25 protein-coding genes are annotated in these 24,824 nt (G+C 33.0%); 9 read left to right on the top strand and 16 right to left on the bottom strand.

Translation table 11 applies throughout. The features are described 5' to 3' along the window. Positions 1-114: 114 nt before the first annotated feature. Positions 115-2,715, top strand: a complete 2,601-nt coding sequence (locus HYN86_RS08035; protein ID WP_113677574.1) for an AsmA-like C-terminal region-containing protein — start codon at positions 115-117, stop codon at positions 2,713-2,715. Between the two features lie 76 nt (positions 2,716-2,791). Here HYN86_RS08035 and HYN86_RS08030 read toward each other — a convergent pair whose 3' ends face one another. Beyond that, a complete protein-coding gene (locus HYN86_RS08030; RefSeq protein ID WP_113677573.1) occupies positions 2,792-3,841 on the bottom strand; it encodes a glycosyltransferase family 9 protein in 1,050 nt (349 codons plus the stop codon). Positions 3,842-4,093: 252 nt separating this feature from the next. Next, the gene (locus tag HYN86_RS08025) at positions 4,094-4,888 is read right to left on the bottom strand and encodes a DUF2797 domain-containing protein (protein WP_113677572.1); all 795 of its coding nucleotides are present in this window, start codon (positions 4,886-4,888) and stop codon (positions 4,094-4,096) included. A gap of 238 nt (positions 4,889-5,126) precedes the next feature. On the opposite strand from HYN86_RS08025, the gene HYN86_RS08020 reads away from it, so the two are divergent. Together HYN86_RS08020 and HYN86_RS08015 are read left to right on the top strand one after the other, a co-directional pair. Continuing rightward, on the top strand, positions 5,127-6,650 hold the full coding sequence (locus HYN86_RS08020) for a GH3 auxin-responsive promoter family protein (RefSeq protein WP_113677571.1): 1,524 nt from the start codon (positions 5,127-5,129) through the stop codon (positions 6,648-6,650). A 16-nt stretch (positions 6,651-6,666) separates the two neighbouring features. Beyond that, a complete protein-coding gene (locus HYN86_RS08015; RefSeq protein WP_113677570.1) occupies positions 6,667-6,906 on the top strand; it encodes a redox-active disulfide protein 2 in 240 nt (79 codons plus the stop codon). An 84-nt stretch (positions 6,907-6,990) separates the two neighbouring features. Here the strand turns inward: HYN86_RS08015 and serB are convergent, their stop codons facing one another. The 7 genes from serB to HYN86_RS07980 all read right to left on the bottom strand — a co-directional run bounded on the left by serB (position 6,991) and on the right by HYN86_RS07980 (position 11,086). After that, a complete protein-coding gene (gene serB, locus HYN86_RS08010; protein ID WP_113677569.1) occupies positions 6,991-8,220 on the bottom strand; it encodes a phosphoserine phosphatase SerB in 1,230 nt (409 codons plus the stop codon). A gap of 158 nt (positions 8,221-8,378) precedes the next feature. Continuing rightward, on the bottom strand, positions 8,379-8,813 hold the full coding sequence (locus tag HYN86_RS08005) for a VOC family protein (RefSeq protein WP_113677568.1): 435 nt from the start codon (positions 8,811-8,813) through the stop codon (positions 8,379-8,381). 98 nt (positions 8,814-8,911) lie between these two features. Then, positions 8,912-9,349, bottom strand: a complete 438-nt coding sequence (locus tag HYN86_RS08000; RefSeq protein ID WP_113679882.1) for an SRPBCC domain-containing protein — start codon at positions 9,347-9,349, stop codon at positions 8,912-8,914. 1 nt (position 9,350) lies between these two features. Further along, positions 9,351-9,761, bottom strand: a complete 411-nt coding sequence (locus HYN86_RS07995; protein WP_113677567.1) for a VOC family protein — start codon at positions 9,759-9,761, stop codon at positions 9,351-9,353. Positions 9,762-9,830: 69 nt separating this feature from the next. Then, on the bottom strand, positions 9,831-10,235 hold the full coding sequence (locus HYN86_RS07990; RefSeq protein ID WP_113677566.1) for an SRPBCC family protein: 405 nt from the start codon (positions 10,233-10,235) through the stop codon (positions 9,831-9,833). Positions 10,236-10,264: 29 nt separating this feature from the next. Beyond that, entirely contained in the window at positions 10,265-10,675 is a 411-nt protein-coding gene (locus HYN86_RS07985) for an SRPBCC domain-containing protein (protein ID WP_113677565.1), read from the bottom strand. After that, on the bottom strand, positions 10,676-11,086 hold the full coding sequence (locus tag HYN86_RS07980) for a VOC family protein (RefSeq protein WP_113677564.1): 411 nt from the start codon (positions 11,084-11,086) through the stop codon (positions 10,676-10,678). A 141-nt stretch (positions 11,087-11,227) separates the two neighbouring features. On the opposite strand from HYN86_RS07980, the gene HYN86_RS07975 reads away from it, so the two are divergent. Beyond that, positions 11,228-12,193 (top strand): GlxA family transcriptional regulator, encoded by a 966-nt coding sequence (locus HYN86_RS07975; protein WP_113677563.1) that lies wholly within the window; start codon positions 11,228-11,230, stop codon positions 12,191-12,193. 153 nt (positions 12,194-12,346) lie between these two features. Here HYN86_RS07975 and HYN86_RS07970 read toward each other — a convergent pair whose 3' ends face one another. From HYN86_RS07970 to HYN86_RS07940, 7 genes are all read right to left on the bottom strand, one after another. Then, a complete protein-coding gene (locus tag HYN86_RS07970; RefSeq protein ID WP_113677562.1) occupies positions 12,347-12,994 on the bottom strand; it encodes a murein L,D-transpeptidase catalytic domain-containing protein in 648 nt (215 codons plus the stop codon). 125 nt (positions 12,995-13,119) lie between these two features. Beyond that, complete coding sequence (clpX, locus tag HYN86_RS07965; RefSeq protein WP_095953395.1) at positions 13,120-14,352, bottom strand: ATP-dependent Clp protease ATP-binding subunit ClpX; 1,233 nt, start codon at positions 14,350-14,352, stop codon at positions 13,120-13,122. Between the two features lie 167 nt (positions 14,353-14,519). After that, a complete protein-coding gene (gene clpP, locus HYN86_RS07960) occupies positions 14,520-15,194 on the bottom strand; it encodes an ATP-dependent Clp endopeptidase proteolytic subunit ClpP (RefSeq protein WP_113677561.1) in 675 nt (224 codons plus the stop codon). A 226-nt stretch (positions 15,195-15,420) separates the two neighbouring features. After that, a complete protein-coding gene (locus HYN86_RS07955; protein ID WP_113677560.1) occupies positions 15,421-16,743 on the bottom strand; it encodes a trigger factor in 1,323 nt (440 codons plus the stop codon). 114 nt (positions 16,744-16,857) lie between these two features. After that, a complete protein-coding gene (locus HYN86_RS07950; RefSeq protein ID WP_113677559.1) occupies positions 16,858-17,202 on the bottom strand; it encodes a phage holin family protein in 345 nt (114 codons plus the stop codon). Positions 17,203-17,256: 54 nt separating this feature from the next. After that, positions 17,257-18,021 carry an alpha/beta fold hydrolase gene (locus tag HYN86_RS07945; RefSeq protein WP_113677558.1) on the bottom strand — a complete coding sequence of 255 codons (765 nt, stop codon included), beginning with the start codon at positions 18,019-18,021 and terminating at the stop codon, positions 17,257-17,259. 24 nt (positions 18,022-18,045) lie between these two features. After that, positions 18,046-18,759 (bottom strand): pyridoxine 5'-phosphate synthase, encoded by a 714-nt coding sequence (locus tag HYN86_RS07940; RefSeq protein WP_113677557.1) that lies wholly within the window; start codon positions 18,757-18,759, stop codon positions 18,046-18,048. A 115-nt stretch (positions 18,760-18,874) separates the two neighbouring features. Here HYN86_RS07940 and HYN86_RS07935 point away from each other — a divergent pair, with 115 nt between their 5' ends. From HYN86_RS07935 to bamA, 5 genes are all read left to right on the top strand, one after another. Further along, a complete protein-coding gene (locus tag HYN86_RS07935) occupies positions 18,875-19,534 on the top strand; it encodes a CBS domain-containing protein (RefSeq protein ID WP_113677556.1) in 660 nt (219 codons plus the stop codon). Between the two features lie 98 nt (positions 19,535-19,632). Then, the gene (locus tag HYN86_RS07930; RefSeq protein ID WP_113677555.1) at positions 19,633-20,517 is read left to right on the top strand and encodes an NAD kinase; all 885 of its coding nucleotides are present in this window, start codon (positions 19,633-19,635) and stop codon (positions 20,515-20,517) included. 173 nt (positions 20,518-20,690) lie between these two features. Then, a complete protein-coding gene (porG, locus tag HYN86_RS07925) occupies positions 20,691-21,380 on the top strand; it encodes a type IX secretion system protein PorG (protein WP_113677554.1) in 690 nt (229 codons plus the stop codon). A 1-nt stretch (position 21,381) separates the two neighbouring features. After that, positions 21,382-22,122 carry an isoprenyl transferase gene (locus HYN86_RS07920; RefSeq protein ID WP_113679881.1) on the top strand — a complete coding sequence of 247 codons (741 nt, stop codon included), beginning with the start codon at positions 21,382-21,384 and terminating at the stop codon, positions 22,120-22,122. After that, a complete protein-coding gene (gene bamA / locus HYN86_RS07915) occupies positions 22,055-24,802 on the top strand; it encodes an outer membrane protein assembly factor BamA (RefSeq protein ID WP_113677553.1) in 2,748 nt (915 codons plus the stop codon). Before HYN86_RS07920 ends, bamA begins: the two co-directional genes overlap by 68 nt. Positions 24,803-24,824 lie beyond the last annotated feature (22 nt).

The raw sequence follows: 24,824 nt of genomic DNA, 5'->3' as shown, positions 1-24,824 counted from the left end.
AACAAATAACGTAAAATTCTTACAATTTAAGAAAACTTTATCTTCGCGCTCTGCTAAAAAAAACTATTTTTGCAGGAGTTGATTTTAAGATGTTAAACCCCCAAATCTATTTATATGCTAAAGAAAGTTTTAAAAATAAGTGTCATAGTCATTGTGGTATTTGTTGTTGCATTATTTGCCATTCCGTATTTCTTTAAAGATCAAATTAAAGCCAAAATTGCAGAGGCCATTAACGAAAGCGTTGACGCCAAAGTAAGTTTTAAAGATGCCGATTTAAGTTTATTCAAAAATTTCCCAAACGCAACGGTTGGAATTGAAAAACTTGTGATTATTAACAAGGCTCCTTTTGAAGGCGATACTTTAGTTTCATTAGGCGAATTGAATTTAAAAATGAGTATTAAGGAACTTTTCAAAGGAAAAGAAGAACCATTAAACATTCAAGGAATTAGTTCTACAAACGGATTAGTAAATATTATTTTTAATAAAGATGGAGTTGGAAACTTTGACATCGCCTTAAAAGATAAAAAAGAAGACAAAAAAAGTGAGGAAAGTAAACCGCTTTCTTTAAAAATCCAAAATTACAAAATCGAAAATTTCACTTTTAGATATATCGATCAAGGTTCAAAAATCAAGATGGTTATAGATAGTTTGAATCATGAAGGAACTGGAGATTTTACCAATTCAAAATTAGATTTGGATACAAAAACTACTGCAAAAGTTTCATTGGACATGGATAAAATGAATTACATGAAAAATGTCAAACTTACTTTAGACGCAGTTCTTGGAATTGATTTAGAGAAAAGCAAATACGCTTTTAAAGAAAATAAAGCTTTAATCAATCAATTGCCTTTGGAGTTTGACGGATTCATTCAAATGGCTGAAAACAAACAGATTTACGATTTAAAATTTAAAACACCTACTTCATCATTTACGAATTTCTTAGGATTAATTCCTTCAGCTTATGCTTCGAGTCTAGACGGCGTAAAAACTACAGGAGATTTTACAGTTGATGGTTTTGCAAAAGGTGAATTAACAGAGACAACTGTTCCGAAATTCAATATCAAAATTGCCTCTAATAATGCTTCATTCCAATATCCAAACCTTCCAAAATCTGTTCAGAATATTGTAATTGACACTAAAATCATTAATGAAACTGGAATTCTAAATGATACTTATGTAAACTTAGATAAACTTTCGTTTAGAATTGATCAGGATGTTTTTAACGCTAAAGCGAATATTAAAAACATAACTGTAAATCCGATTGTTGATGCGGCTTTAAAAGGAACAATCAATTTGGCGAACCTTTCGAAAGCATATCCAATTAAAATGGAGAAACCTTTGGCTGGTATTTTAAAGGCTGATGTTACGACCAACTTTGATATGGCTTCTGTTGAAAAAAGCCAATATCAAAACATAAAAAATGCTGGAACAATGAGTTTATCTGGATTTAAATATACAGATGAAAATAATAAATCGATGAACATCAGTACAGCATTGGTAGAATTCAATCCGAGTACAATTAACTTAAAACAGTTTAATGCGACAACTGGAAAAAGCGATATTGCGATCAACGGAGTGTTAGAGAATTTCTACGGTTTTATGTTTAAAAAACAAGAACTTAGAGGAAACTTCAACATGAGCTCAAATCAATTGGCTGTGGATGATTTTATGACTTCTGGTGAACCTGCAAAAACAGAGACTAAAACTTCTGCAAAACCAGCCGAAGCAATGAAGATTCCTGCTTTCTTAAATTGTACTTTAAACGCACAAGCTGCAACCGTTTTATATGACAATTTAAAACTAAAAGATGTTTCTGGCAAGTTACTTATTAAGGATGAAAAAGCAACTTTAGAAAACTTCAAAACTTCTATTTTTGGAGGAACAATTGGTCTTAACGGGGCGGTTTCTACAAAAGAAAAAGTGCCAACTTTTGACATGACTCTTGGTTTAAACCAAGTAGATATCGCTCAGACTTTTACTCAATTGGAGATGATGAAAAAAATTGCTCCAATCGCTGGAATCATTAATGGAAAATTAAATTCTAATATCAAACTAAATGGAAATTTAGATGCAAAAGAATTAACACCAGATCTAAAATCAATTTCGGGAGATTTATTAGGACAGTTATTATCGACAACTGTAAATGCCAAAAATTCTACACTTTTAAATTCTTTAAGCTCAAATGTTAAGTTTCTTGATTTGAATAAACTGAATTTAAACGATTTGAAAATGGCGTTAACTTTTGACAACGGAAAAGTAAATGTAAAACCATTTGACATTAAATATCAAGACATTAAAGCTACTATTGGCGGAACTCACGGTTTTGATCAAACTATGAATTACACCATTAAATTTGATGTTCCTGCAAAATATTTAGGTACAGAAGCCAATAATTTAATCGCAAAATTATCTCCCGCAGATGCTGCAAAACTGGATAACATTCCAATTAATGCTTTTTTAACTGGAAACTTTTCGAATCCTAAAGTAAGTACAGATATGAAAACTGCCGTAAACAGTTTAACTACACAATTGGTTAATCAGCAGAAAGAGAAATTGACCCAAAAAGGAACTTCAGCACTTAATGATTTAATCAATAAAAACACAAAAGCTAAAGATACAACGCAGGCTGCAAAAACAGAAAAAGAGCAGAAAACACAAGAAGTTACTAAAAAGGCAAGCGATTTGCTGAATGGTATATTTAAGAAAAAGAATTAATTTGTAATTCTAAAGCATAAAAAATCCTGTTCTAGATTTTATCTTTGAACAGGATTTTTTTAATTGATAATTTATATTACTGCTTTTCTAGAATTGATTTTATTTCTTTTATAAAATCTTGAACTCCTAAAATATTAGTATCTAAACCCCTACTTCCATTTCCGTAAGGCTCATATTTTTTCATATTCGCTCCTGAAAACAAGCCCAATGTAGGTGCTTTTGAAGCGCTTGACAAATGCATAATGCCACTGTCTGCTCCTATAAAAACATTTACATTTGCTAAAACAGATCCAATTTCGCGAACATCCTTACTGTAAAAAGAGGGTGCTTCAAAATTGATTTGAGAAACATTTTCGACTGGAAGCACTTCCATAATATTATCATTAGGAAATTCCTTTTTTAATGCAGCATAAAATGGTTTCCACCAAGTAGGATTATAGCATTTTTCACCTGTTGCAAAAGTAAAGATCGCAATTGTCTTTTTATTGGGATCAACGATATTGTCCAAGACTTTTTTTCCGCTTGCAATTTCTTCTTGAGATAATTTTAGATCAATTAGTTCAACTGGAGCTTTTTTATCTTCTAAACCAAACTGACTTAAAAAATATCTAAAATTATAAACTGGATATTTTGCAATATGATCGTAGTCATCAATATTTAATTGAACATTTTCTGGAAGGTCTCCAAAAAATTTATATCTCGCATTCGAAAATTGCGCAGCCAATCTGCCCGAAGATGAATTTTGATCTACATTAATGACAAGATCATAATTCTGAGCTTTTATTAAAGTCCAAACTTTAAAATACTTTATTAATTCCTTAAAAGGTTTCTTCGGAAGGTGAATTATTTTGTCGATAGCAGTGTATTTCTCAAAAACAATTGGCGCAACCATTCCTTTTACGAATACATCTATTTTACAATCGGGAAAAGTTTTACTAACCTCTTGAACCAATGGCGTTATTAAAAGCATGTTGCCCAATCTTCCGTTTGGTCGGCAGATTAAAACTTTTTTAATTTTTGACGTATCAATATTTCCGCCTTTACTGTTTTTGGTACCGCCAATATTCTTAGTCAAAGTACGCATAAGGCTTCGCCTGACAATGTTAACTTTTTTTAAGTTACTCATTCAATAAATAATATTTAGGATTAAATAAGCTTAGTTTTAATTATAATAGTTTGGTATTGAACTATTTCAAATCTACGCTAATTATTTTCTAAAATTAAATTCTCTGAATAAGCGAACATTACATAATTGTAAAGAAACCTATCATAATTCACATCATTTAACTGGAAAACGGAATAAAATTACAAAATTTATGATTTCTTCTATAAATTAATATACATTTTCACATTAATATTAGACGAAGCCCAGAAAACACTAGACGTTTATGGTTACACAATAACCTTCTGAACCACGTACGTTAAATACTGTTCCATTTTCGAAAATCAAATACTGCCCTTTTATTCCAACTAACTTGCCTTGAAAAGATGGAGTTTTATCTAAATTTAAACTTCCTACTTTTGCTGGATAACTCAAAACAGGATAATTGAGTTCATAAACATCGTTTTTTTGACTGTAAAAATAATCCTTAACCTCAGCAGGTATCAAATTCTCCACTTTTGATTTTTCTAAAATTAAATCACATCCCTCCGCTGTACATTGGAGCATTTTTCGCCAATTAGTTTTATCTGCATAATGATCTTTCAAAGCGACCTCAGTAATACCGGCCAAATATCGGTTTGGAACCTCAACAATTGCAATTGCCTGTGTAGCTCCCTGGTCAATCCATCTTGTAGGTACTTGCGTTTTACGGGTAACACCAACTTTTATTTCACTCGATAGTGCCAGGTAGACAACATGCGGCTGTAATTGTGCTTTTGACTCATAATCTAAATCTCGGTCTGCAATTGCTAAATGCGCCGTACTTAATTCTGGCCTCATAATCCAGTCTCCAACGGCTGGGCTTGAGTAAAAGCAATCGTAACAAAAACCTTGTCGGTATATTTTTTTCTTCTTACTGCAATTCAAACACTGGCAGCCTATAAAATTAATTTCGATTTCTTTATCCAATAATTGATTCATATGTAGAAAACTATCTTCAAAAACCATATAATATTGAATTGGACTTCCAAATTCGGTTTGCATTTTTGTCAGGACACCTTGATACTGCATTCTCTTTTTTATTTATATTGCTAATTTAGACCTATCAAAAAGAATTAAAATTTTTAGTGTTAAATTCTACTAACTACCTAGAATCTTTACTAGAAATCGAATTGTTTTTTTACAAAAAAACACTATTTTTGATATGAAGACAAAGTTACTATTTGTCTCTCGATATTCAAATTTTAAGTTTTTGTTTTACCTCTATTGTAAACTAAAACCTAAAATCAGTAATCTTAAAAACAAATTCATGCCATTATCTATAATCAATTCGTTTGCATCTTGGGTCCTTAAACAAAGGATTCATCAAATAGAACTTTTTTTAAAATATCCTAACGAAGTTCAAGAAGAATTACTGCACAACTTATTGACGGCATCTGAAAATACGGTAATTGGAAAACAATATGAATTTTCGAGCATCAAGTCTTACCAGACATTTGCAGAGAGAGTTCCGATTGCAACTTACGAAGAATTACAACCGCTGATTGAGCGCACGCGTTTAGGTGAGCAGAATGTATTTTGGGAAACTCCAATTAAATGGTTTGCCAAATCCAGCGGTACTACAAATGCAAAAAGTAAATTTATTCCAGTTAGTAATGAAGCATTAGAAGACTGTCATTACAAAGGCAGTAAAGATCTTTTATGTCTTTATTTGAACAACAACGAAGATTCGGAATTGTTTTTAGGCAAGAGTCTTCGATTAGGCGGAAGTTCTCAGATTTATGAAAACAACAATACTTTCTTTGGAGATTTATCTGCAATTTTGATCGAAAACATGCCAATTTGGGCCGAATTCAGTAGTACGCCAAGCAGTAAAACTTCACTAATGAGCGAATGGGAAACTAAAATCGCTGCAATTATTAATGAAACCAAAAATGAAAATGTTACCAGTTTTGCTGGAGTTCCGTCTTGGATGCTGGTTTTAATGAATAAGGTTTTAGAAAATACAGGAAAACAGAACCTACTGGAACTCTGGCCAAATCTTGAAGTTTACTTTCATGGGGGAGTAAGTTTTTCTCCTTATAAAGAACAGTACAAAAATATTTTACCTAGTAAAGATTTTAAATATTACGAAATATACAATGCTTCTGAAGGTTTTTTTGCGATTCAGGATTTAAACAATTCTAGTGATTTACTCCTGATGCTGGATTACGGAATTTTTTACGAATTTATTCCGATGGACACTTTTGGCACTCCGAATCAAAAAGTAATTCGTTTGGCCGATGTCGAGTTGAATAAAAATTATGCCATTGTAATTACGACTAATTCTGGTTTGTGGCGTTATTTAATTGGCGACACGGTTCGTTTTACATCTTTAAACCCATACCGAATTAGAGTTACAGGAAGAACCAAACATCATATTAATGTTTTTGGTGAAGAATTAATGGTTGAAAATACTGATCAAGCCATTGCAAAAGCATGCCAGATTACACAAACCGAAGTCATCGATTATACTGTTGCTCCTATTTTTATGCAGGACAAAGAAAAAGGCGCACACGAATGGATGATCGAATTCAAAAAAAGACCCTCAGATATTGGTCTTTTTCAAAAAGTTCTAGACGAAACTTTACAGACTTTAAATTCTGATTACGAGGCAAAACGCTACAACAATATGACCTTAAATCCTTTAGTAATTAATGTCGCTCGTGAAAATCTATTTTATGACTGGCTGAAGGAAAGAGACAAATTAGGCGGACAGCACAAGATTCCGAGACTTTCTAACCAAAGAGATTATTTGGAACAACTGAAAGAGATGCAGTCTATTAAAGTATAAATTTTACCAAACCAAAATGAAAAAGAATTTTAGCGAAATGAGTAATGAGGAATTAATCAAGACTCAAAAATCATTAAAAATTGTGACTTACCTGTTTGGTGTGGTATTGCTTCTTTTGTTTGGACTTAACATTTATCTTGTAGCAAATAAAGGATTTAATGCTTCTAATGTTATTCCGATTGCATTGCTCCCTATTTTTATTTTGAATATGAATACTTTAAAAGAAATGAAAAAGGAGCTGAAGGCTCGAAAATAATTGGATTTCTAATTGTCAGCCTGAGCAAAATCTAAGCTCTTTTCCATATAAAATCTTCGACTTTGCTCACGGTAACAATTCAATTTACATCATATCGATATATCTATCGTGGTAACCTAGAAGATATAAAACCCCATCAAGACCTAAACTTGAAATTGAAGTTGAAGCACTTTCTTTAACTTTTGGTTTCGCGTGAAAAGCGATTCCCAGACCAGCTAAATTTAGCATTGGCAAATCGTTTGCTCCGTCACCAACTGCAATGGTTTGATTGATGTGAATTCCTTCTTTCTCAGCAATTGCTCGTAGAAACTCTGCTTTTTTCTGACCGTCTACTATATCACCAATATATTTACCTGTTAGTTTACCATCTTTTATTTCCAATTTATTGGCATGGACATAATCTATTCCCAATTCTTTTTGCAGGTATTCTCCGAAATAGGTGAATCCTCCAGAAAGTATTGCGGTTTTATACCCATAATATTTTAAGGCTTTCATTAAACGATGCGCTCCTTGTGTAATTGGCAGATTAACAGCAACATTTTGCAGTACTTCTTCGCTTAATCCTTCCAATAAAGCCATACGTTTTTTAAAGCTTTCGTTGAAATCAATTTCTCCATTCATCGCCGATTCTGTAATGGCTCTAACCTGATCTCCTACTCCATTAAGTTCTGCAAGCTCATCGATAACTTCTGTTTGAATAAGAGTTGAATCCATATCGAAGCAGACTAAACGACGGTTTCTTCTGTAAATATTATCTTCTTGAAAAGAAATATCGACGTTAAGCGTTCTTGAAATTTCCATAAAACTTGCCGTCATAATAATCTTGTTTACAATTTCTCCTGTTACAGATAATTGAATACAAGAACGCGGATATTCTTCTTTTTCAACAATTGAAGTTCTCCCAGTTAGTCGGATAATAGAATCGATATTTAAATTTTGATCTGACAATATTTGAGTTACTGCAGACAATTGTGAAGCCGCTAGTTTCTCACCCAAAATATTGATGATATAACGTTGTTTAGATTGCGATTTTACCCACTTTTCGTAGTCGTCAATAGAAATCGGAATAAATTTAACTTTGATTTCCAGTTCATAGGCTTTAAACAAAAGATCTTTGAGCACAGGCGCAGAAGAAGATCCTGCTTCAATTTCGAATAAAATTCCAAGTGACAGCGTATCATGAATATCGGCTTGGCCAATATCTAAAATGTTAGCATCATAAGCAGCCAATACAGCTGTTAAACCTGCTGTAACTCCAATTTTATCGTGTCCTGAAACTTTTAATAAAATTATCTCTTTATCTTCTATCGCCATTTTTCCTCTTATTGATTTTGAAGCGACAAAAATCGACAATCTCTCGTTTATAAAAAAGAATATCCTTTGTTTTTTTGAAAATAAAAAGCACATTTTCATGTGCTTTTTCAAGTAATTTAACAATTCTGTTCCGCTATTAAAATAACGTAACTTTTTAATTATTTATTGGGTTCATTCTCGTCAAAATTTACCATCCAGTTCACGCCGAATTTATCTTTGAACATTCCGAAATATGCACCCCAGAAAGTTTTGTTCATAGGCATTTCTACATGTCCTCCTGCCGAAAGTCCGTTAAAAATTCTATCCGCTTCTTCTGTACTTTCTGCATTAATGGAAATGGAAAAATTATCGCCGAAACTAACATCTCCATATCTTGGATGACTGTCACTTCCCATTAAAATCGTGTTTCCAATTGGAAGTGAAACGTGCATAACTTTATTCTGATCTTCTTCAGAGAGCTGTTCGCCTTCTTCTGCCGGTGCGTCTTTATATTTTCCAATATAAGGAAATTCGCCGCCAAAAACTGATTTATAGAATACAAATGCTTCTTCACAAGTTCCGTTAAACATTAAATAAGGATTGATTGCTGCCATGATGTTTTTTTATTAATGGTTGATTGTTAATTATAAATTGTTAATGTCTTTCACTAATCTTTTAGTTACAGATAGACTCTTTTCTCTTTTCTCTCTACTTATTTCTCAGACAACTCTTTAATCCGATCCATTGCTTTTGGGAAAGTATCATTAAAATAATCTACATGCTTTTCAGTTACATCAACCTCTACCTCAAGATCAACTGTATCTCCGTTTTGAGTTAATCTGTAAGTTTCCATTGAACCGCTCCATTCATTTGTTTCATCAGTTAAAGGCAGTTCCTTGAAATCCTTAAGTTCTCCCAAATGCTTAAAAGCCATATATTCATTTGGGATTTTTTTCTCGATTACACTATTCATTCCTCCACCGTCTGGCCCTAGAAAATGTATTTTTCCGCCTTCGTTCCAATCACTTACGGCATATGATCCTTCGTAAAAAGCTCCCGACCATTTTCTGTAAGTTTCGTCCTCCCATAAGACTTTCCAAATCTTTTCTTTGGCAGCCTTGATACTGATATTAAATTTTAATTTTTCCATCTTAATTTGGTAATTTACTAAAGTCCATAAATAAAACATTCCAACGATGACCGTCTAAATCGGCGAAACCACAGCCGTACATCCATCCTTGGCTTTCAGCAGGAGGAGCAAATACAGTTCCTCCTGCTTCTTTAATTTTTTCTGCTAATTGGTCTACTTCTTCTCTGCTTTCTGCATCAATCGAAATCAAAATTTCAGAACTTGAATTTGTATCGGTTATACCATTCTGCGAAAAGCTTGAAAACAATGTTTCTTCAAATAGCATTACAACAAAATGTCCTTCACCTACAACCATACACGTCGAGCTTGGCGTGTCATGCTGCTCATTGAACGAAAAACCAATTTTCCAGAAAAAATCTTTCGCTTTTGCTACATCCTTTACAGGAAGATTCAACCATATTTGTTTTGTCATTTTTTTGTTTGTTTTGGTTAGATATTTTGATAGTAAGTAATGTGTAAGCCTTTGAACCTAAAAAAAGAATTATTTTTTTTCTACGTAATTTTTAAAATTATCCAAAATTGCCTGCCAGCCATCACGCTGCATGTCTTCAGGATTTTGTGTTTCGGGATCAAAACTTTCAACAATTTCAACTCCGTCTTCAGTTTCTGTAAACTTAATTTCAACTTTTCGTCCGTCTGCCATAACATATTCAAGCGCAGTATTGGGCTTAACTAAAGTATACTCCCCTTCAAAATCGAAACTCATGCTTCCATCTTTTGCTGCCATAGTAGATTTGAATCTGCCTCCTTCTCTTAAATCAGATTCCGCATAAGGTGTATGCCAGTCCGGAGATGCAAAACTCCAATTTTTAACATGTTCTGGTGTGTTCCAAAATTCCCAGACTTTATCTAAAGATGCATTAACGGTATTTTTGACTGTTATCATTATGTTTGTATTTTAAATTTATAATTGATTTATTGTTTAAAATTTTCAACGTAGTTTTTAAAATTTTGAATAATGGCAGAACAAAATTGCTCTTCCATCCCTGCAGATTCAATTGTTGTGGGTTCAAATGTTTCTGTAAGTTTTACTTTCTCTCCCTCAATTTCAAAATGAACATTTGCAGTCCGGTTATCCAAAAGTTTATATTCAATTAATGAAAAAACTTCGATTTTAGTATAAATGCCCTCAAAATCAAAACTATCACTTCCATCTTTAAGCCCCATCGTAAATTTAAACTTGCTTCCTGTTTCCAAATTATTTTCGACGTAAGGCGTATGCCAATCTAGAGAAGCATTATTCCACTTCATAATATGTTCAGGCAATGTCCACAAACTCCAAACTTTCTCTATTGGAGCATGAATTATAGTTTGTACCGAAACCATCTATTCATTATTTGGAATCTTACTTTCATCCATAAAGAACACTTCCCAATGATGCCCGTCTATATCTAAGAAAGTTCTTTGGTACATCCATCCATAATCCTTCGTCCCTATATAATCCGTTCCACCGGCCTTAACCGCTTTATCCAATATTTCATCTACCTTTTGACGTGATTCCATTGAAATAGAAATAAGAACCTCACTTGTTGTAGCGGCGTCACATAGTTCTTTATTGGTAAATGTTTTATAGAACTCCTCAACCAAAAGCATAACGTTTATATTATCGCCAATAATCATACAAGTCCCTTGTTCATTTGTGAATTTTGGATTAAACGAAAAACCCAATTCTGTAAAAAATGAAATTGCTTTTTTTAAATCTTTTACGGCAAGATTTAAGAATATTTTAGTTTCCATAATTATAAAATTACAAATTAATTAAAACAAATGTAAAATTTTAAGATTAGTTTAAAATGTCAATAAAAGTCATTTTTAGGGGCATTTAAGACAAAATGCTTATTTTTGTCTAGAAGTGAAATTTCAAAAACAACAAATACTATGAGCAAAAAAGTAGGTTTAATCGTGCCTCACGACTATAAATTATTAAGTATAGCAGCAATTTTAGAAGTATTTGAAACAACAAATAAACTTAGTTCAGAAGATGAAAAGCCATTTGAAATCATGATTTTTCAATCTAAAGAACAAAATGACCAGGGAAATCTATTTGGATATGAAAGCAACACAATTGAAGCTTCAGATATTATTTTGGATCTGATTTTAATTCCCGCTTTTACAACAGACAATATGAGTGAAATGATCCAGAAGAATAAAAACTTCATTCCTTGGCTGCAAAAACAACATAAGGCTGGAGCCGAATTGGCAAGTTTTTGCACTGGAGCGTTTTTATTTGCTGCATCTGGTTTGTTGAATGAAAAATTAGCTACAACACACGTTGACGCCTGCAGTGCCTTTACAAAAGCATTTCCGATGGTAAAACTAAAACCCGAAGAAACATTAACAGCAGACGGAAGTTTGTACACCAGCGGCGGTTCTACCTCAACTTTTCATTTATTGATTCTACTGGTTCAAAAATTCTGTGGCAACGAAATGGCTGTCAATATCGCTAAAATATTTTCTATCGATTTAAATAGATATAAGCAGAGTTATTTCAGCACTTTTAGACCCAATCATTTACACAATGATACTCTAGTTGCAATGTTGCAGCAAAAAATTGAGAGTCAGTACCATTCTATTGAAAAACTAGAAGAAATTACCAAAGACATTCCGACGAGCGCTAGAAATATGACACGACGTTTTAAGCAGGTAACCGGAATTCCGCCAATTGAATATCTGCAAAATATAAGAGTCGAAAGTTCAAAGAAATATCTCGAGCAGACGCAGCTTTCCATTTCAGAAATTATAGAAAAAACTGGATACAATGACCCAAAAGCTTTTAGAAAAGTATTCTATAAAATGGTTGGTATGAAACCTATTGAATATAGAGAGAAATTTAGGGTTCAGTAATTTTTTTAGAAGCAGAAAATTCGTTTTCAAAAGAACCTACAGTCCTGCTCTACACTATATCTTTTGCTCTGAACCCCAGAGCAAAAGGATGCCGTTTCGATCAGGGCTAAGCAAGAAATATCATTTTCACAAAAAATAAAAAGCTTTCTAAGATTAGGATTGAATAATCCACATCAAAACTTTTTTGTTTGTTTTTAGGAGCTCGTCGATTTGTTTCATACTTTCGTTTGAAACCGCTGGACAGCCCCACCCTTCTGGTGTTCCTTCTGGATAAACTTCATAATCTGGAACTGCATCCCAGGAATGCAGTACTATAGCACGACTTCTTGCATTTGAATTGGTTTTGTCTTTTCCTTGCAAAATATAATTGACTTTTATTCCCCACTGACTTACACCACGATTTAAAATCACATATTTACCAATAGAAGAACAATGCGAATCGAATTCGTTACTTATTTGAACATTCTCTTTTGAAGAAGTCGAACCCCATCGATTATCTCCACAACCATGACTTACTATGTAGGATTTTGAAACAGCATTCTTCTTAAAATCATAAATAAAAAATCTCTTAAGTCCAGAATGCACTCCTAGATCAATTAATATAAATTTATTCTGATTCAAATTGTTTGCCTTGCAGTATTGTTTTGCTTCTTTATAGTATTTGCTGTAATCAATTTCAACTCGACGATTATCTTGTATAACTTCTTTTCTATTTTCATTTTTAGAAATAACAACTTGAGTCTCTTTTTGATTGCAAGATAAAACCAATGCCATGGCAATAACAAAAAACATATTTTTCATGTTTACAATTTACATAAAATTTGAAACGGAAATGATAATGAAAAAGTATAAAAAAACCTGCTCATTGAGCAGGTTAAAAAAAAACTTTGTCAAAGTTTAAAACTTTGACAAAGTGATATTAAGATTTAAGAAGCAATTTCCATACGCTTCAATAAATTTTTACTCAAAGTATGCTCTGCATATTCCTTGTCAATTGTCAGTGTTGTATCGTCTGAAGTTGGCAATTCGTACATGGCATCTGTTAGGATTGCTTCACATAAAGAACGAAGTCCACGTGCACCTAGTTTATATTCTAATGCTTTATCCACAATAAAATCTAAAGCCTCATCTGTAATCGTAAACTCAACATCATCCATCAAGAATAATTTTTGATATTGTTTTATTAATGCATTCTTAGGCTGTGTCAAAATCGCACGAAGTGTTTCTTTATCCAAAGGATCCATATGCGTTAAAACTGGCAGACGACCAATAATCTCCGGAATTAATCCAAAATCTTTAATGTCTTTCGGAATAATATATTGCAGTAAATTGTCTTTATCAATATTATCTACATTTTTAGAAGTCGAATAACCAACTGCCTGACGGTTTAAACGTTTTGAAATAATACGCTCTACTCCATCAAAAGCTCCTCCTGCAATAAACAAGATGTTTTGAGTATTTACCTCAACAAATTTTTGGTCTGGGTGTTTACGTCCTCCTTTTGGCGGTACGTTTACAACAGTTCCTTCTAATAATTTCAATAATGCCTGCTGTACACCTTCTCCAGAAACGTCACGAGTTATTGATGGATTATCGCTCTTACGGGCAATTTTATCAATTTCATCAATAAAAACGATTCCTCTTTCTGCTTTGGCTACATCATAATCAGCTGCTTGAAGTAAACGCGTTAAGATACTTTCAACATCTTCTCCAACATAACCAGCTTCTGTTAATACAGTTGCATCAACAATTGCCAAAGGAACGTCTAACATCTTCGCAATTGTTTTTGCTACTAATGTTTTTCCAGTTCCGGTTTGACCAACCATAATGATGTTACTTTTTTCAATCTCTACTTCATCGTCCAATTGCTGCTGCATTAAACGTTTGTAGTGATTGTAAACCGCAACCGACATTACTTTTTTAGTTTGATCTTGACCAATAACATATTGATCTAAGAAAGCTCTAATCTCTTTTGGTTTCTTTAAAATTAAATCCCCAACAAGTTTTGCGCTTCCACTAGATTTTAATTCTTCTAATACAATTCCGTGTGCCTGCTCAATACACTTATCACAAATATGCGCATTGATTCCAGCAATCAATAAATTAGTTTCTGGCTTCTTTCTTCCACAAAACGAACATTCTAATACTACTTTAGCCATTCTTTTTTAGTTACTAAGCTGCAAAGTTACTAAGTTTCTGAGACTTTCAACGAAAACCTTAAAAACTTAGTAACTTCTTAACTTTTATTTTTTGTTTCAAGTTTTGTTTGTTTCAAGTTTCAAGTTAACCTTAGCAACTTGAAACCTGAAACTTGAAACTAAATGTTTTATCCTCTTCTCAATACTTCATCAATCATTCCGTATTCTTTTGCTTCGTCAGCTTTCATCCAGTAATCACGCTCACTGTCTTTATGAACTCTTTCGAAAGACTGCCCTGAATGTTGTGAAATAATGTGATACAATTCATCTTTCAATTTCAACATTTCACGTAAGTTGATTTCCATATCTGTAGCAACACCTTGTGCTCCTCCAGAAGGCTGGTGAATCATAACTCTTGAATGTGGAAGCGCAGAACGTTTTCCTGCAGCTCCTGCACATAATAAAACTGCTCCCATAGAAGCTGCCATTCCTGTACAAATTGTAGCTACATCTGGTTTAATGTACTGCATTGTGTCGTAAATTCCTAAACCTGCATAAACACTTCCTCCTGGAGAGTTTAAATAAATTTGAATATCTTTTGATGCATCGGCACTTTCTAAAAATAATAATTGAGCCTGAACAATGTTAGCGATCTGGTCATCGATACCAGTTCCTAAAAAGATAATTCTGTCCATCATTAATCTTGAAAACACATCCAATTGAGAAACATTCAGTTGACGTTCTTCAATAATATATGGAGTCATATTGGTTGGATTCATCGCAGCGACGATTTTATCGTAATACATTGCGTTTACCCCTTGGTGCTTTGTAGCAAATTTTTTAAATTCTTTACCGTAGTTCATATGTATTTTGTTCTAAGTTTTACGTTATTTGGTGTATACATTTTTATTCCCTGCAAAGGTCATACCCTTTTATAAAGAATGTCATTATGTCTTCTTTTTTTAAGTTTCAAAGGTTATGAGATGCTAAGATTCTTTTTTTTAAAATCTGTATTATCACGTAGCCGAAACAAAAAAAGCGTCAAAAGAAAAAATCTCTTGACGCTCAAATATAATTATTTTTTAGAAATTATTCTCCGTAAGAAGCTGCAATAAATTCTTCGTAAGTAACTTCTTTTGTTGTTGGATTTGCTTTTTCTTTGAATAAATCTAACAATTTAGCCGCTACAACTTGCTCAGAAAGTCTTTTCACTTCTTCTTGGTTAGATAAAACTCTTGCCACGATTCCTTGAACTTCTTCTTCCGTTGGATTTGTTTGTCCAAATTGAGCCATTTGTTGTCTAATTGCTCCTGAAGTAAATTCTTTTAAGTCTTCAAATGTAATTTGGATATTACTTTGAGCCATTGCTTTTCCTTCAATTAATTGGAAACGCAGCCCTTTTTCAGATCTTGCATATTCTACTTCAGCTTCTTCTGCAGAAAGTTTTTTCTCTCCAACAGTTTGTAACCATTTTTTAAGGAATTCTGCTGGTAAATCAAATTTTGTATTTTCGATCAAGAAATCTTGAACGTCTAACAATAATTTTTGATCTGCCTGCTGTGCGAATTGAGCTTCAGCATCTTCTTTTATTTTAGCTTTTAAATCTTCTAAAGAAGCTACTTTTCCTTCACCAAAAAGTTTATCAAATAATTCTTGGTTTAACTCTGCCAATTCAGCACCATTGATTGCTTCGATTGTAAAGTTAACTTCGATATCTAAACCGTGAACATCATCGTGAGATACTTTTAAGTAATCCATTAATTGGTGATCATCTTCGAATAAACCTTTTGTGCTTACTGTAACAACATCTCCAACTTTTTTACCGATGAATTTATCTCCAGCCTCTTTGTTGAAAGTAGATAAAGAAATTGTAGTTGTATTGTTGATTCCTTTTTCTTCGTTTGTGAAAGTTCCAGTTAAATCTGAATCAGCTTCAACTTTATCTTGAGGAATTGCTTTTCCGAATTGTTTTTGGATACGCTCTACTTGTCCGTCGATTAATTTATCGTCAGCAGTAACAATATATTTTACGATATTGTTTTTAGCTTCCAAATCAATTTCAAAGTTTGGCACTAAACCAATTTCGAATTCAAAAGTTAATTCTTCAGCATCCCAGTCAATATTTTCGTTTTCTTTAGCAAGAGGAGTTCCTAAAAGATTTAATCTTTCAGATTGAATAAAACGCTCTAAAGCCAAATCAACTACTTTTTTAACTTCTTCTTGTTTAATACCTTTTCCGTATTGTTTTTCAACAAGATCTTTAGGAACTTGTCCTTTTCTAAATCCTTTTACTTGCGCCAAAGGCAATTTTTCGTTGATTCTTTTTGCCACTTGACCTTTATAATCCATATGAACAACGTTCATTACAATTGTCTCGTTAACAGCGTCTATTGCTACTCTTTTAATATCCATCTTCTTCTTTAATTTACATAATAAAATTGGGTTGCAAAATTATAAAATTTTTGCAACCCAACCAAGTTTTTAATCTATTGTATTTGAAGCAGTTTTAATCTGCTCAATTTGTTTTTATTTATCGTCTCCAAGTATTTTATACGTAATAGATTGCAGAATAGACAAAATAACACTAAAAATTAATGCTGTCCAGAACGAATCGACTGCAAAACCGCCGACAATATTAGTACACAGCAAAATTATTATAGCATTGATAACCAGCAGAAATAAACCCAAGGTTACAACTGTAACAGGCAGAGTCAAAATGACTAAAATTGGTTTTATAAAAATATTCAGCAATCCTAAAACTACCGCAACAATCACAGCTGTTCCAAAACTTGCAACGTGTACACCAGTCAAAAGATTAGACAACAATAAAACTAAGGCAGCGGTAACAAGGAGTCTAAGTAATAATTTCATAGTTATTCAGGTTTAAAATTTATTTAAAAGTAATAAAATTTTCATCAAAAGAGATTATTCTTTTAAAAACTCTGTTGTGAGTTCGAAAAACATTTTAGGGTTTTCAGCATGAAGCCAGTGTCCGGCATTTGGAATGGTTTCTAATTTTAAATTTGGAAAATGCTGACGAATAGATTCCACATCTGAATCTTGAATATAACCCGAATTTCCTCCACGTATAAATAAGGTCGGTTTATCAAAAACCAAATTATCTGGAAGCGGTTTTCCAATTGCGTCTAAATTATTATTAAATGCTGTCAGATTAAATCGGAAAGCCAATTGTCCTTGCTCTTTCCAATATAGATTTTTTAATAAAAATTGTCTTGTTCCCAAATCAGAAACATATTGCGAGACTATTTCTTCAACATCATTTCGGCTTGGTTTTACAGAAAAATCAACAGCATTTAATCCTGCCAAAATATCCTCATGATGCTGTTTATAAAATTTCGGACCTATATCTGCCACAATTAATTTGTCTACCATTTCTGGATGTGTTGTGGCAAAAAGCATCGCTACTTTTCCACCCATCGAATGTCCGAGAATATCAATTCTGCCTAAATTATTGGCTTGACAATATTCATATACATCTTGAACCATTGCCTCGTAACTCCATTCGTCTGAATGAAAACTGCGTCCGTGGTTTCTTAAATCTAAAATATGAACCTGAAACCCAGATTCTACATATTGTCCCGCCAAAGTTTTCCAATTATCAGACATGCCAAGAAATCCGTGCATGATAATAAATGGTTTTCCTTCTCCTTCTATTTTTGAGTAAAGCATATTTATATTTTTTATTCTGAAGAATTATTTCAATTTATTCAAATACATATTCACGACATTGTCCAAACCAAGATAAAGAGCCTCAGAAATTAAAGCGTGACCGATAGAAACTTCTAATAAACCTGGAATATTTTGTTTAAAAAACTGAATGTTATCTAAACTTAAATCGTGGCCAGCGTTAATTCCTAAACCTAATTCGTTAGCCAATTCTGCTGCTTTCACATAAGGGTCTATTCCGTTTTTATTTCCCAAATCGTATTGATGTGCAAATGCCTCTGTATACAATTCTATTCTGTCAGTTCCAGTTTTTTTGGCTCCTTCGACAACTTCCAAAACCGGATCAACAAAAATTGAAGTTCTGATTCCGTTTCTCTGAAATTCCTGAATAACTTCTGTCAAATATTCTTGATTTTTAATCGTGTCCCATCCTGCCGAAGAAGTAATTGCTCCAATCGCATCTGGAACCAATGTTACTTGATCTGGCTTGCATTCTAGAACCAAATCAATAAAATTGTGCTGCGGATTTCCTTCAATATTATATTCTGTAGTAACAATTGCTTTTAAATCACGTGCATCTTGATAACGAATATGGCGCTCATCTGGGCGTGGATGAATCGTGATTCCCTGCCCTCCAAAACGCTGAATATCTACAGCTACTTTTAATAAATCAGGAACATTTCCGCCTCGCGCATTTCGAAGCGTTGCAATTTTATTGATATTTACACTTAACTTTGTCATATAAATAGATATTTAATTCTAGTAACACTATATTTGTAAAGACAAAAATACAAAGTAAAACGCAGCAGTTTTCGGTATTTTTTGATTATTTTGCATCAAATATCTTCAATGATTTATGACAGAAATTACAAACTATATCACAAATGATTTCAGAGCGATTGATAGTCAGGAAACGATAGCCTCGATTCAGGACTTTTTTATCGATGTAAATTTTTCTCATTTTCCCATTTTAGAAGATGGGATTTTTATTGGAAGCATCTCGTCTGAAGATGTAGAAACATTTGACACAGATAAAAAAGCAATTGACTACAAATATACTTTAGAACGTTTTTTTGCCAGAAAATCGATGATCTGGCTAGATGTTTTAGAAGTTTTTGCTAAAAACCATACCAACATAATTCCAATTCTTGACGAAAATAATGCCTACATAGGCTATTATGAAATGGAGGATATAATGAAGTTTTTTCAGGAAACTCCGTTTTTAAAAGAACCTGGAGCAATTATTATTGTTCAAAAAGGACTTTTGGACTATTCAATGAGCGAAGTAACTCAGATAGTAGAAAGCAATAATGGCAAAGTTTTAGGCTGTTTTGTTTCTGAAGCCGATTTGGAGAATGTTCAAATTACGGTAAAAATAGGTTTGGGAGCGATAAACGAAATCATTCAGACATATAGAAGATATGGCTATGAGATTATTTCAGAACATCAGGAAGACACCTATATTAACAGCTTAAAAGAACGTTCTGATTATTTAGACAAATACCTTAATATATAAATTATTAATGTGGCAATGAGAAAATTAGTTAATTAGATAATTTTCACAGTTGCAGATTATCTGATTGACACATTGACAAATTACCTAATTTAACTCGAATGAAAATAGCCATTTACGGACAATACTATCAAAATAGTACCGAACCTATTATAAAAGACATTTTCTCTTTTTTCAATTCCAACAATGTTGAAATGGTAATTGAAGAAAATTTTCTGAAAATGCTCTATGAAAAGCAGCTGATAAAGAAGGAATACAAAACTTTTTCTCCGAGCACTGCTTTAGATAATAGTTTTGAAATGCTGATTAGTATTGGCGGTGACGGAACAATTTTGAGAGCGGCCGCTTTTGTTCGTAACTCGGGAGTTCCATTATTAGGTATAAATGCTGGAAGATTAGGATTTCTTGCCAAAGTTCAAAAGGAAAATATCGAAAGTTTATTACAGTTTGTGATTGATCAAAATTACACAACATCGGAACGAACTTTATTAGGACTGAATTCTGAACCAAAGAATGATGCCTTCGAAGAACTTAATTTTGCTATGAATGAAGTTACAGTGAGTAGAAAAGATACAACTTCGATGATCACTGTAGAAACATACTTGAACAACGAATATTTAAATTCTTATTGGGCAGACGGATTAATTATCTCTACTCCAACAGGATCTACCGGATATTCCTTAAGCTGCGGCGGTCCAATATTAACACCAGATGTAAAAAGCTTAGTAATCACGCCTATTGCCCCTCATAATCTAACTGCCAGACCACTTGTTATTCCAGATGATACCGAAATTACCCTGCGTGTCACGGGAAGAGAAGACCAATATTTAGTTTCTTTAGATTCGAGGATTTCTTCAGTGAAAAACGAATCTATTCTAAAAATTAAAAAAACAGATTATAAAATAAAAATGGTTGAAATACCAGGCGAAACATTCTTAAAAACCTTAAGAAATAAATTGCTCTGGGGAGAAGATAAAAGAAATTAAACTCTTTTCTGATTCTTCACTATACGATAATACCACATTTTCTCGTTCTGCTTGTAGTGAATCATCATTAAATGGCTCAAAATCATATTGTAAATTGAAAAAGAAGCACATTTAACCAAAGGAACTTTGATTCGTATTGATAATTATTATATTTGCACGCAATTTTGAATTAAATGAAGAAAATTTTTAATTTATTGTTATGTTTTTTCCCCTTTATTACACTTAATGCTCAGATCAATGAGATTGGTGTTTTTCTCGGCGGAAGCAACTTTGTAGGCGACGTTGGGAAAACAACTTATATCGCCCCAGAAAAACCAGCTTTTGGTGTTCTTTACAAATGGAACAGAAGCCCAAGGCATTCCTGGAGGTTTTCTTATACACAATCAAGTGTTATTGGAAATGATTACAAATCAGAAGAAACAGGACGAAACCAAAGAGGTTACCGTTTTAAAAACAATATAAAAGAACTTTCTGCAGGACTTGAGTTTAATTTTTTTGATTTTAATCTGCACGATTATCACACAAAAATTACTCCCTATGTTTATTCAGGTTTAAATTTCTTTATCTTCGACAACTTATACCGATACGATACAAGCCCAAACACAATTTATTCTGAAAACTCACACTCTTTTGCTATACCTATTATATTAGGTATAAAATCGAATGTAACACCGCGGCTTGTTTTAGGACTTGAAGCTGGAGTACGTTACACTTTTACAGACAACATTGACGGAAGCAACCCTAATACAGACAATCCAAATATTTTAAAATTTGGAAATTTAAATAATAATGACTGGTATGTCTTTTCAGGCCTTACTTTAACGTATACCTTTGGACAAAAACCTTGCTATTGCGCAGAATAAAATGAATTTAATAGAATCAATAGATCACACAAACTTGCCAAAACACCTTGCCATTATCATGGACGGTAACGGACGCTGGGCAAAACAACAAGGGTTTTTACGAGCGTTTGGACATGAAAACGGCACAAAATCTGTAAAAGAAATAATCAAAACCTCCGCTAAGCTGGGAATTGAATACTTAACGCTTTATGCTTTCTCTACAGAAAACTGGAACCGCCCCAAACTTGAGGTTCAAGCTTTGATGAAAATATTGATCAATTCATTAAAAAAAGAACTCGGTACGCTTCAAGAAAACAATATTAGACTTAATGCTATTGGAAATCTTGATAAATTACCAAAAACAGCCCAAAAAGAACTTTTGGATGTTATGGAAAAAACTAAAAACAATTCTCGATTAACGTTAACTCTTGCCTTAAGCTATGGATCTAGAGAGGAGCTGGTAAACGCTGTAAAGGCGATTAGCGATAAAGTTAAAAATAATATAATTTCAATAGACACTATTGACGATTCAATTATAAATGAGCATCTTTACACGCAAAATTTACCAGACGTAGATTTATTAATACGAACAAGTGGAGAACATAGAATAAGTAATTTTTTGCTGTGGCAGATCGCCTATGCAGAATTGTATTTTACTAATGTCTTGTGGCCAGACTTTAAAGACCAAGATTTATATGAGGCTATTATTAGTTATCAAAAAAGAGAACGTAGATTTGGAAAGACCAGTGAACAAATTAAATAATTTTTTAGTGTTGCAAAAAAAAATACAAATAGCCCTTACCCTATTACTTTTGGGTAGTTTTTCACAAATTAAAGCACAAGAAAGAGTTCCTTTTGATCAAGGAAAAAAATATATTCTGGCAAAAGTTTCCGTTGTTGGTAAAATAAGCTTCAATGAACAGACAGTTGTAACCTTTTCAGGCCTTCAAAAAGGTCAGGAAATTACTGTCCCTGGAGAAGAAATTAGCAGCGCAATTAAAAAATTAGGCAAGCTTGGTCTTTTTGACGAAATTGCTTTCTACGTTAACAAAGTAGAAAATGACAGTATTTATTTAGATTTAAATATTATCGAACTTCCTAAGTTAAACGAAGTTAAATTCGTTGGTGTCAAGAAAAGCAAAGTAGAAGGCTTAATTAAAGATAACAATTTGACAAAAAACAAAATTGTCAACGAAAACTTAATTACTACGACAAAAAACTACATTGAAAACAAATACAAAAAAGAAGGTTTTTATAATACAAAAGTTACTATAACCAATACTCCAGACACTATTAACGGACATCAGGTTAATATGCTTGTAAGGGTAGACAAAGGAGATAAAGTAAAAATAAGCAATATTGACTTCATTGGAAACAAGCAGCTTACAGACAGCCAGCTGCGCTCTGCAATGAAAGACACTAAACAGAAAAACTTTATTCGTGTCTTTAAAGCTTCTAAATTTATTCCAGAAAAATACAAAACTGACTTAGAAAAAGTAATTGCTTCTTATAAAGAAAAAGGATATCGTGATGCTCGTATTATTTACGATTCTGTACAATACAATAAGCAAAAAAATACTCTAGCAATTAAGATTAATGTAGAAGAAGGAAATAAATACTACTTTGGAAATATTAAATTCTTAGGAAATACTGTTTATTCCGATCAACTTTTAAGCCGTTATTTAGGGATTAAAAAAGGAGAGACTTACAACGGTGTTTTGCTGGAAAAAAGAATTGCTGACAAAACAAAACCAGATGCTGAGGATATTACGAATTTATACCAAAACAATGGTTATCTATTCTCTAATATCAATGCTGTAGAGGTTAAAACAGTAAATGATACAATCGATTTTGAGATTAGAGTTACAGAAGGTCCAATTGCCTATTTCAACAAAATCACAGTTGTTGGAAACGATAAAACAAATGACCATGTTATTTACCGTGAGTTGAGAACAAAACCAGGTGAAAAATATAGTAAAGAACAATTAGTAAGAACGATACGTGAGATCGGGCAGTTAGGTTTCTTTGACCCTGAAGCTATTGATCCAAAGTTCAAAAATGTAGATGCTGGAGCAGGAACTGTTGATATTGAATATAATGTTGTCGAAAAAGGATCGAGCCAGGTGGAGCTTCAAGGAGGTTATGGTGGCGGCGGTTTCATCGGAACGTTAGGACTTTCGTTTAACAACTTCTCTGCAAGAAAGTTATTTGACAAAGAAGCCTATAAGCCCTTACCAATGGGAGACGGTCAAAAAGTTGCACTTCGTTTACAAGGAAGTACATACTTTCAAACCTATAGTGTTTCATTCTCAGAACCTTGGTTTGGAGGAAAAAAACCAGTACAATTTAGTTCATCTATCTCATACAGTAAGCAATTTCTTAACAATTACATCACCAGAACTGTTGACAGAAGCAAAAGTTTTAATATTTTTACAATACAAGTTGGTTTAGCAAAAAGACTAACTGTGCCGGATGATTACTTTGTATTATCACAATCTGTAAGTTATCAGCATTATGATTTGAACAATTATAACATAGGTCTATTTACATTTGGTGACGGTGCATCAAGAAACTTAGCTTATACTATCGGACTTTCAAGAAGTAATAAAGGGGTAAACCCGATATTCCCTATGTATGGTTCTGAATTCAGCATCTCTGCTAAAGTTACAGCGCCTTACTCATTGTTTAATGGAATTGATTACAGCGATTTACAAAATCAAAAAGATTATAAAACACAGTATACTGGAACATCGGGAAGTGGTGTAGACGGAAAACCACTTAACAATGGTGATTATGTTAAAACAGAAACTGTAAACGGACAAACTGGTTACGTAAGTGTCGGATCTGATTACTCAAGCGCTGATACTGATGTTGCAAAAGTCGATCAGAAAAAATATAATTGGTTAGAATATTATAAAGTTAAATTTAAAGGTGACTGGTATACTAAAGTTTATGGAAAATTAGTATTAAGAACTTTAACAGAATTTGGTTTCTTAGGAGCTTATAATCAAGATAGAGGTGTAATTCCTTTTGAGCGTTTTTATTTAGGAGGAGATGGTATGGCCAACTACTCAATGGATGGTAGAGAGACGATTCAGTTGAGAGGTTATCCTAACAACTCTTTAACTCCAGTAAACGCAAATGGAGATGCAATTGGAGCGACAATTTATAACAAATTCTCTATGGAGTTACGTTATCCAATTACATTAAAACCATCTGCATCTATATACGCCTTAACATTTTTAGAAGCTGGTTCATCATATCCAACATTTAAAGATTATAATCCGTTTGACTTGAGTCGTTCTGCTGGTGCTGGTTTACGTGTATTTATGCCTGCATTTGGATTGTTAGGTATTGACTTTGGTTACGGATTTGATGCTCTTCCTGGACAAACAAAAGCTAATGGATGGGAAACTCACTTTATCATTGGACAACAATTTTAAAGAAATAACGTTTGGTTAAAAA

The organism is Flavobacterium fluviale (assembly GCF_003312915.1).
Taxonomy (GTDB): Bacteria; Bacteroidota; Bacteroidia; order Flavobacteriales; family Flavobacteriaceae; genus Flavobacterium; species Flavobacterium fluviale.
The sequence above is the reverse complement of the archived record's forward strand: the minus strand, read 5'-3'. Positions and strand labels throughout refer to the sequence as shown.

Bases quoted from the DNA above. Each gene is read 5' to 3' on its own strand.
- HYN86_RS07920 (WP_113679881.1), top strand. From the start codon at position 21,382: ATGAATTTAATAGAATCAATAGATCACACAAACTTGCCAAAACACCTT.
- HYN86_RS08020 (WP_113677571.1), top strand. From the start codon at position 5,127: ATGCCATTATCTATAATCAATTCGTTTGCATCTTGGGTCCTTAAACAA.
- HYN86_RS07930 (WP_113677555.1), top strand. From the start codon at position 19,633: ATGAAAATAGCCATTTACGGACAATACTATCAAAATAGTACCGAACCT.
- HYN86_RS07990 (WP_113677566.1), bottom strand. From the start codon at position 10,235: ATGATAACAGTCAAAAATACCGTTAATGCATCTTTAGATAAAGTCTGG.
- HYN86_RS07980 (WP_113677564.1), bottom strand. From the start codon at position 11,086: ATGGAAACTAAAATATTCTTAAATCTTGCCGTAAAAGATTTAAAAAAA.
- bamA (WP_113677553.1), top strand. From the start codon at position 22,055: ATGAGGCTATTATTAGTTATCAAAAAAGAGAACGTAGATTTGGAAAGA.
- HYN86_RS07940 (WP_113677557.1), bottom strand. From the start codon at position 18,759: ATGACAAAGTTAAGTGTAAATATCAATAAAATTGCAACGCTTCGAAAT.
- HYN86_RS07970 (WP_113677562.1), bottom strand. From the start codon at position 12,994: ATGAAAAATATGTTTTTTGTTATTGCCATGGCATTGGTTTTATCTTGC.
- HYN86_RS07995 (WP_113677567.1), bottom strand. From the start codon at position 9,761: ATGACAAAACAAATATGGTTGAATCTTCCTGTAAAGGATGTAGCAAAA.
- HYN86_RS07985 (WP_113677565.1), bottom strand. From the start codon at position 10,675: ATGGTTTCGGTACAAACTATAATTCATGCTCCAATAGAGAAAGTTTGG.
- HYN86_RS08005 (WP_113677568.1), bottom strand. From the start codon at position 8,813: ATGGCAGCAATCAATCCTTATTTAATGTTTAACGGAACTTGTGAAGAA.
- HYN86_RS07945 (WP_113677558.1), bottom strand. From the start codon at position 18,021: ATGCTTTACTCAAAAATAGAAGGAGAAGGAAAACCATTTATTATCATG.
- HYN86_RS07975 (WP_113677563.1), top strand. From the start codon at position 11,228: ATGAGCAAAAAAGTAGGTTTAATCGTGCCTCACGACTATAAATTATTA.
- HYN86_RS08025 (WP_113677572.1), bottom strand. From the start codon at position 4,888: ATGCAGTATCAAGGTGTCCTGACAAAAATGCAAACCGAATTTGGAAGT.
- HYN86_RS08015 (WP_113677570.1), top strand. From the start codon at position 6,667: ATGAAAAAGAATTTTAGCGAAATGAGTAATGAGGAATTAATCAAGACT.
- HYN86_RS08000 (WP_113679882.1), bottom strand. From the start codon at position 9,349: ATGGAAAAATTAAAATTTAATATCAGTATCAAGGCTGCCAAAGAAAAG.
- HYN86_RS08030 (WP_113677573.1), bottom strand. From the start codon at position 3,841: ATGAGTAACTTAAAAAAAGTTAACATTGTCAGGCGAAGCCTTATGCGT.
- HYN86_RS07955 (WP_113677560.1), bottom strand. From the start codon at position 16,743: ATGGATATTAAAAGAGTAGCAATAGACGCTGTTAACGAGACAATTGTA.
- clpP (WP_113677561.1), bottom strand. From the start codon at position 15,194: ATGAACTACGGTAAAGAATTTAAAAAATTTGCTACAAAGCACCAAGGG.
- porG (WP_113677554.1), top strand. From the start codon at position 20,691: ATGAAGAAAATTTTTAATTTATTGTTATGTTTTTTCCCCTTTATTACA.
- clpX (WP_095953395.1), bottom strand. From the start codon at position 14,352: ATGGCTAAAGTAGTATTAGAATGTTCGTTTTGTGGAAGAAAGAAGCCA.
- serB (WP_113677569.1), bottom strand. From the start codon at position 8,220: ATGGCGATAGAAGATAAAGAGATAATTTTATTAAAAGTTTCAGGACAC.
- HYN86_RS07935 (WP_113677556.1), top strand. From the start codon at position 18,875: ATGACAGAAATTACAAACTATATCACAAATGATTTCAGAGCGATTGAT.
- HYN86_RS07950 (WP_113677559.1), bottom strand. From the start codon at position 17,202: ATGAAATTATTACTTAGACTCCTTGTTACCGCTGCCTTAGTTTTATTG.
- HYN86_RS08035 (WP_113677574.1), top strand. From the start codon at position 115: ATGCTAAAGAAAGTTTTAAAAATAAGTGTCATAGTCATTGTGGTATTT.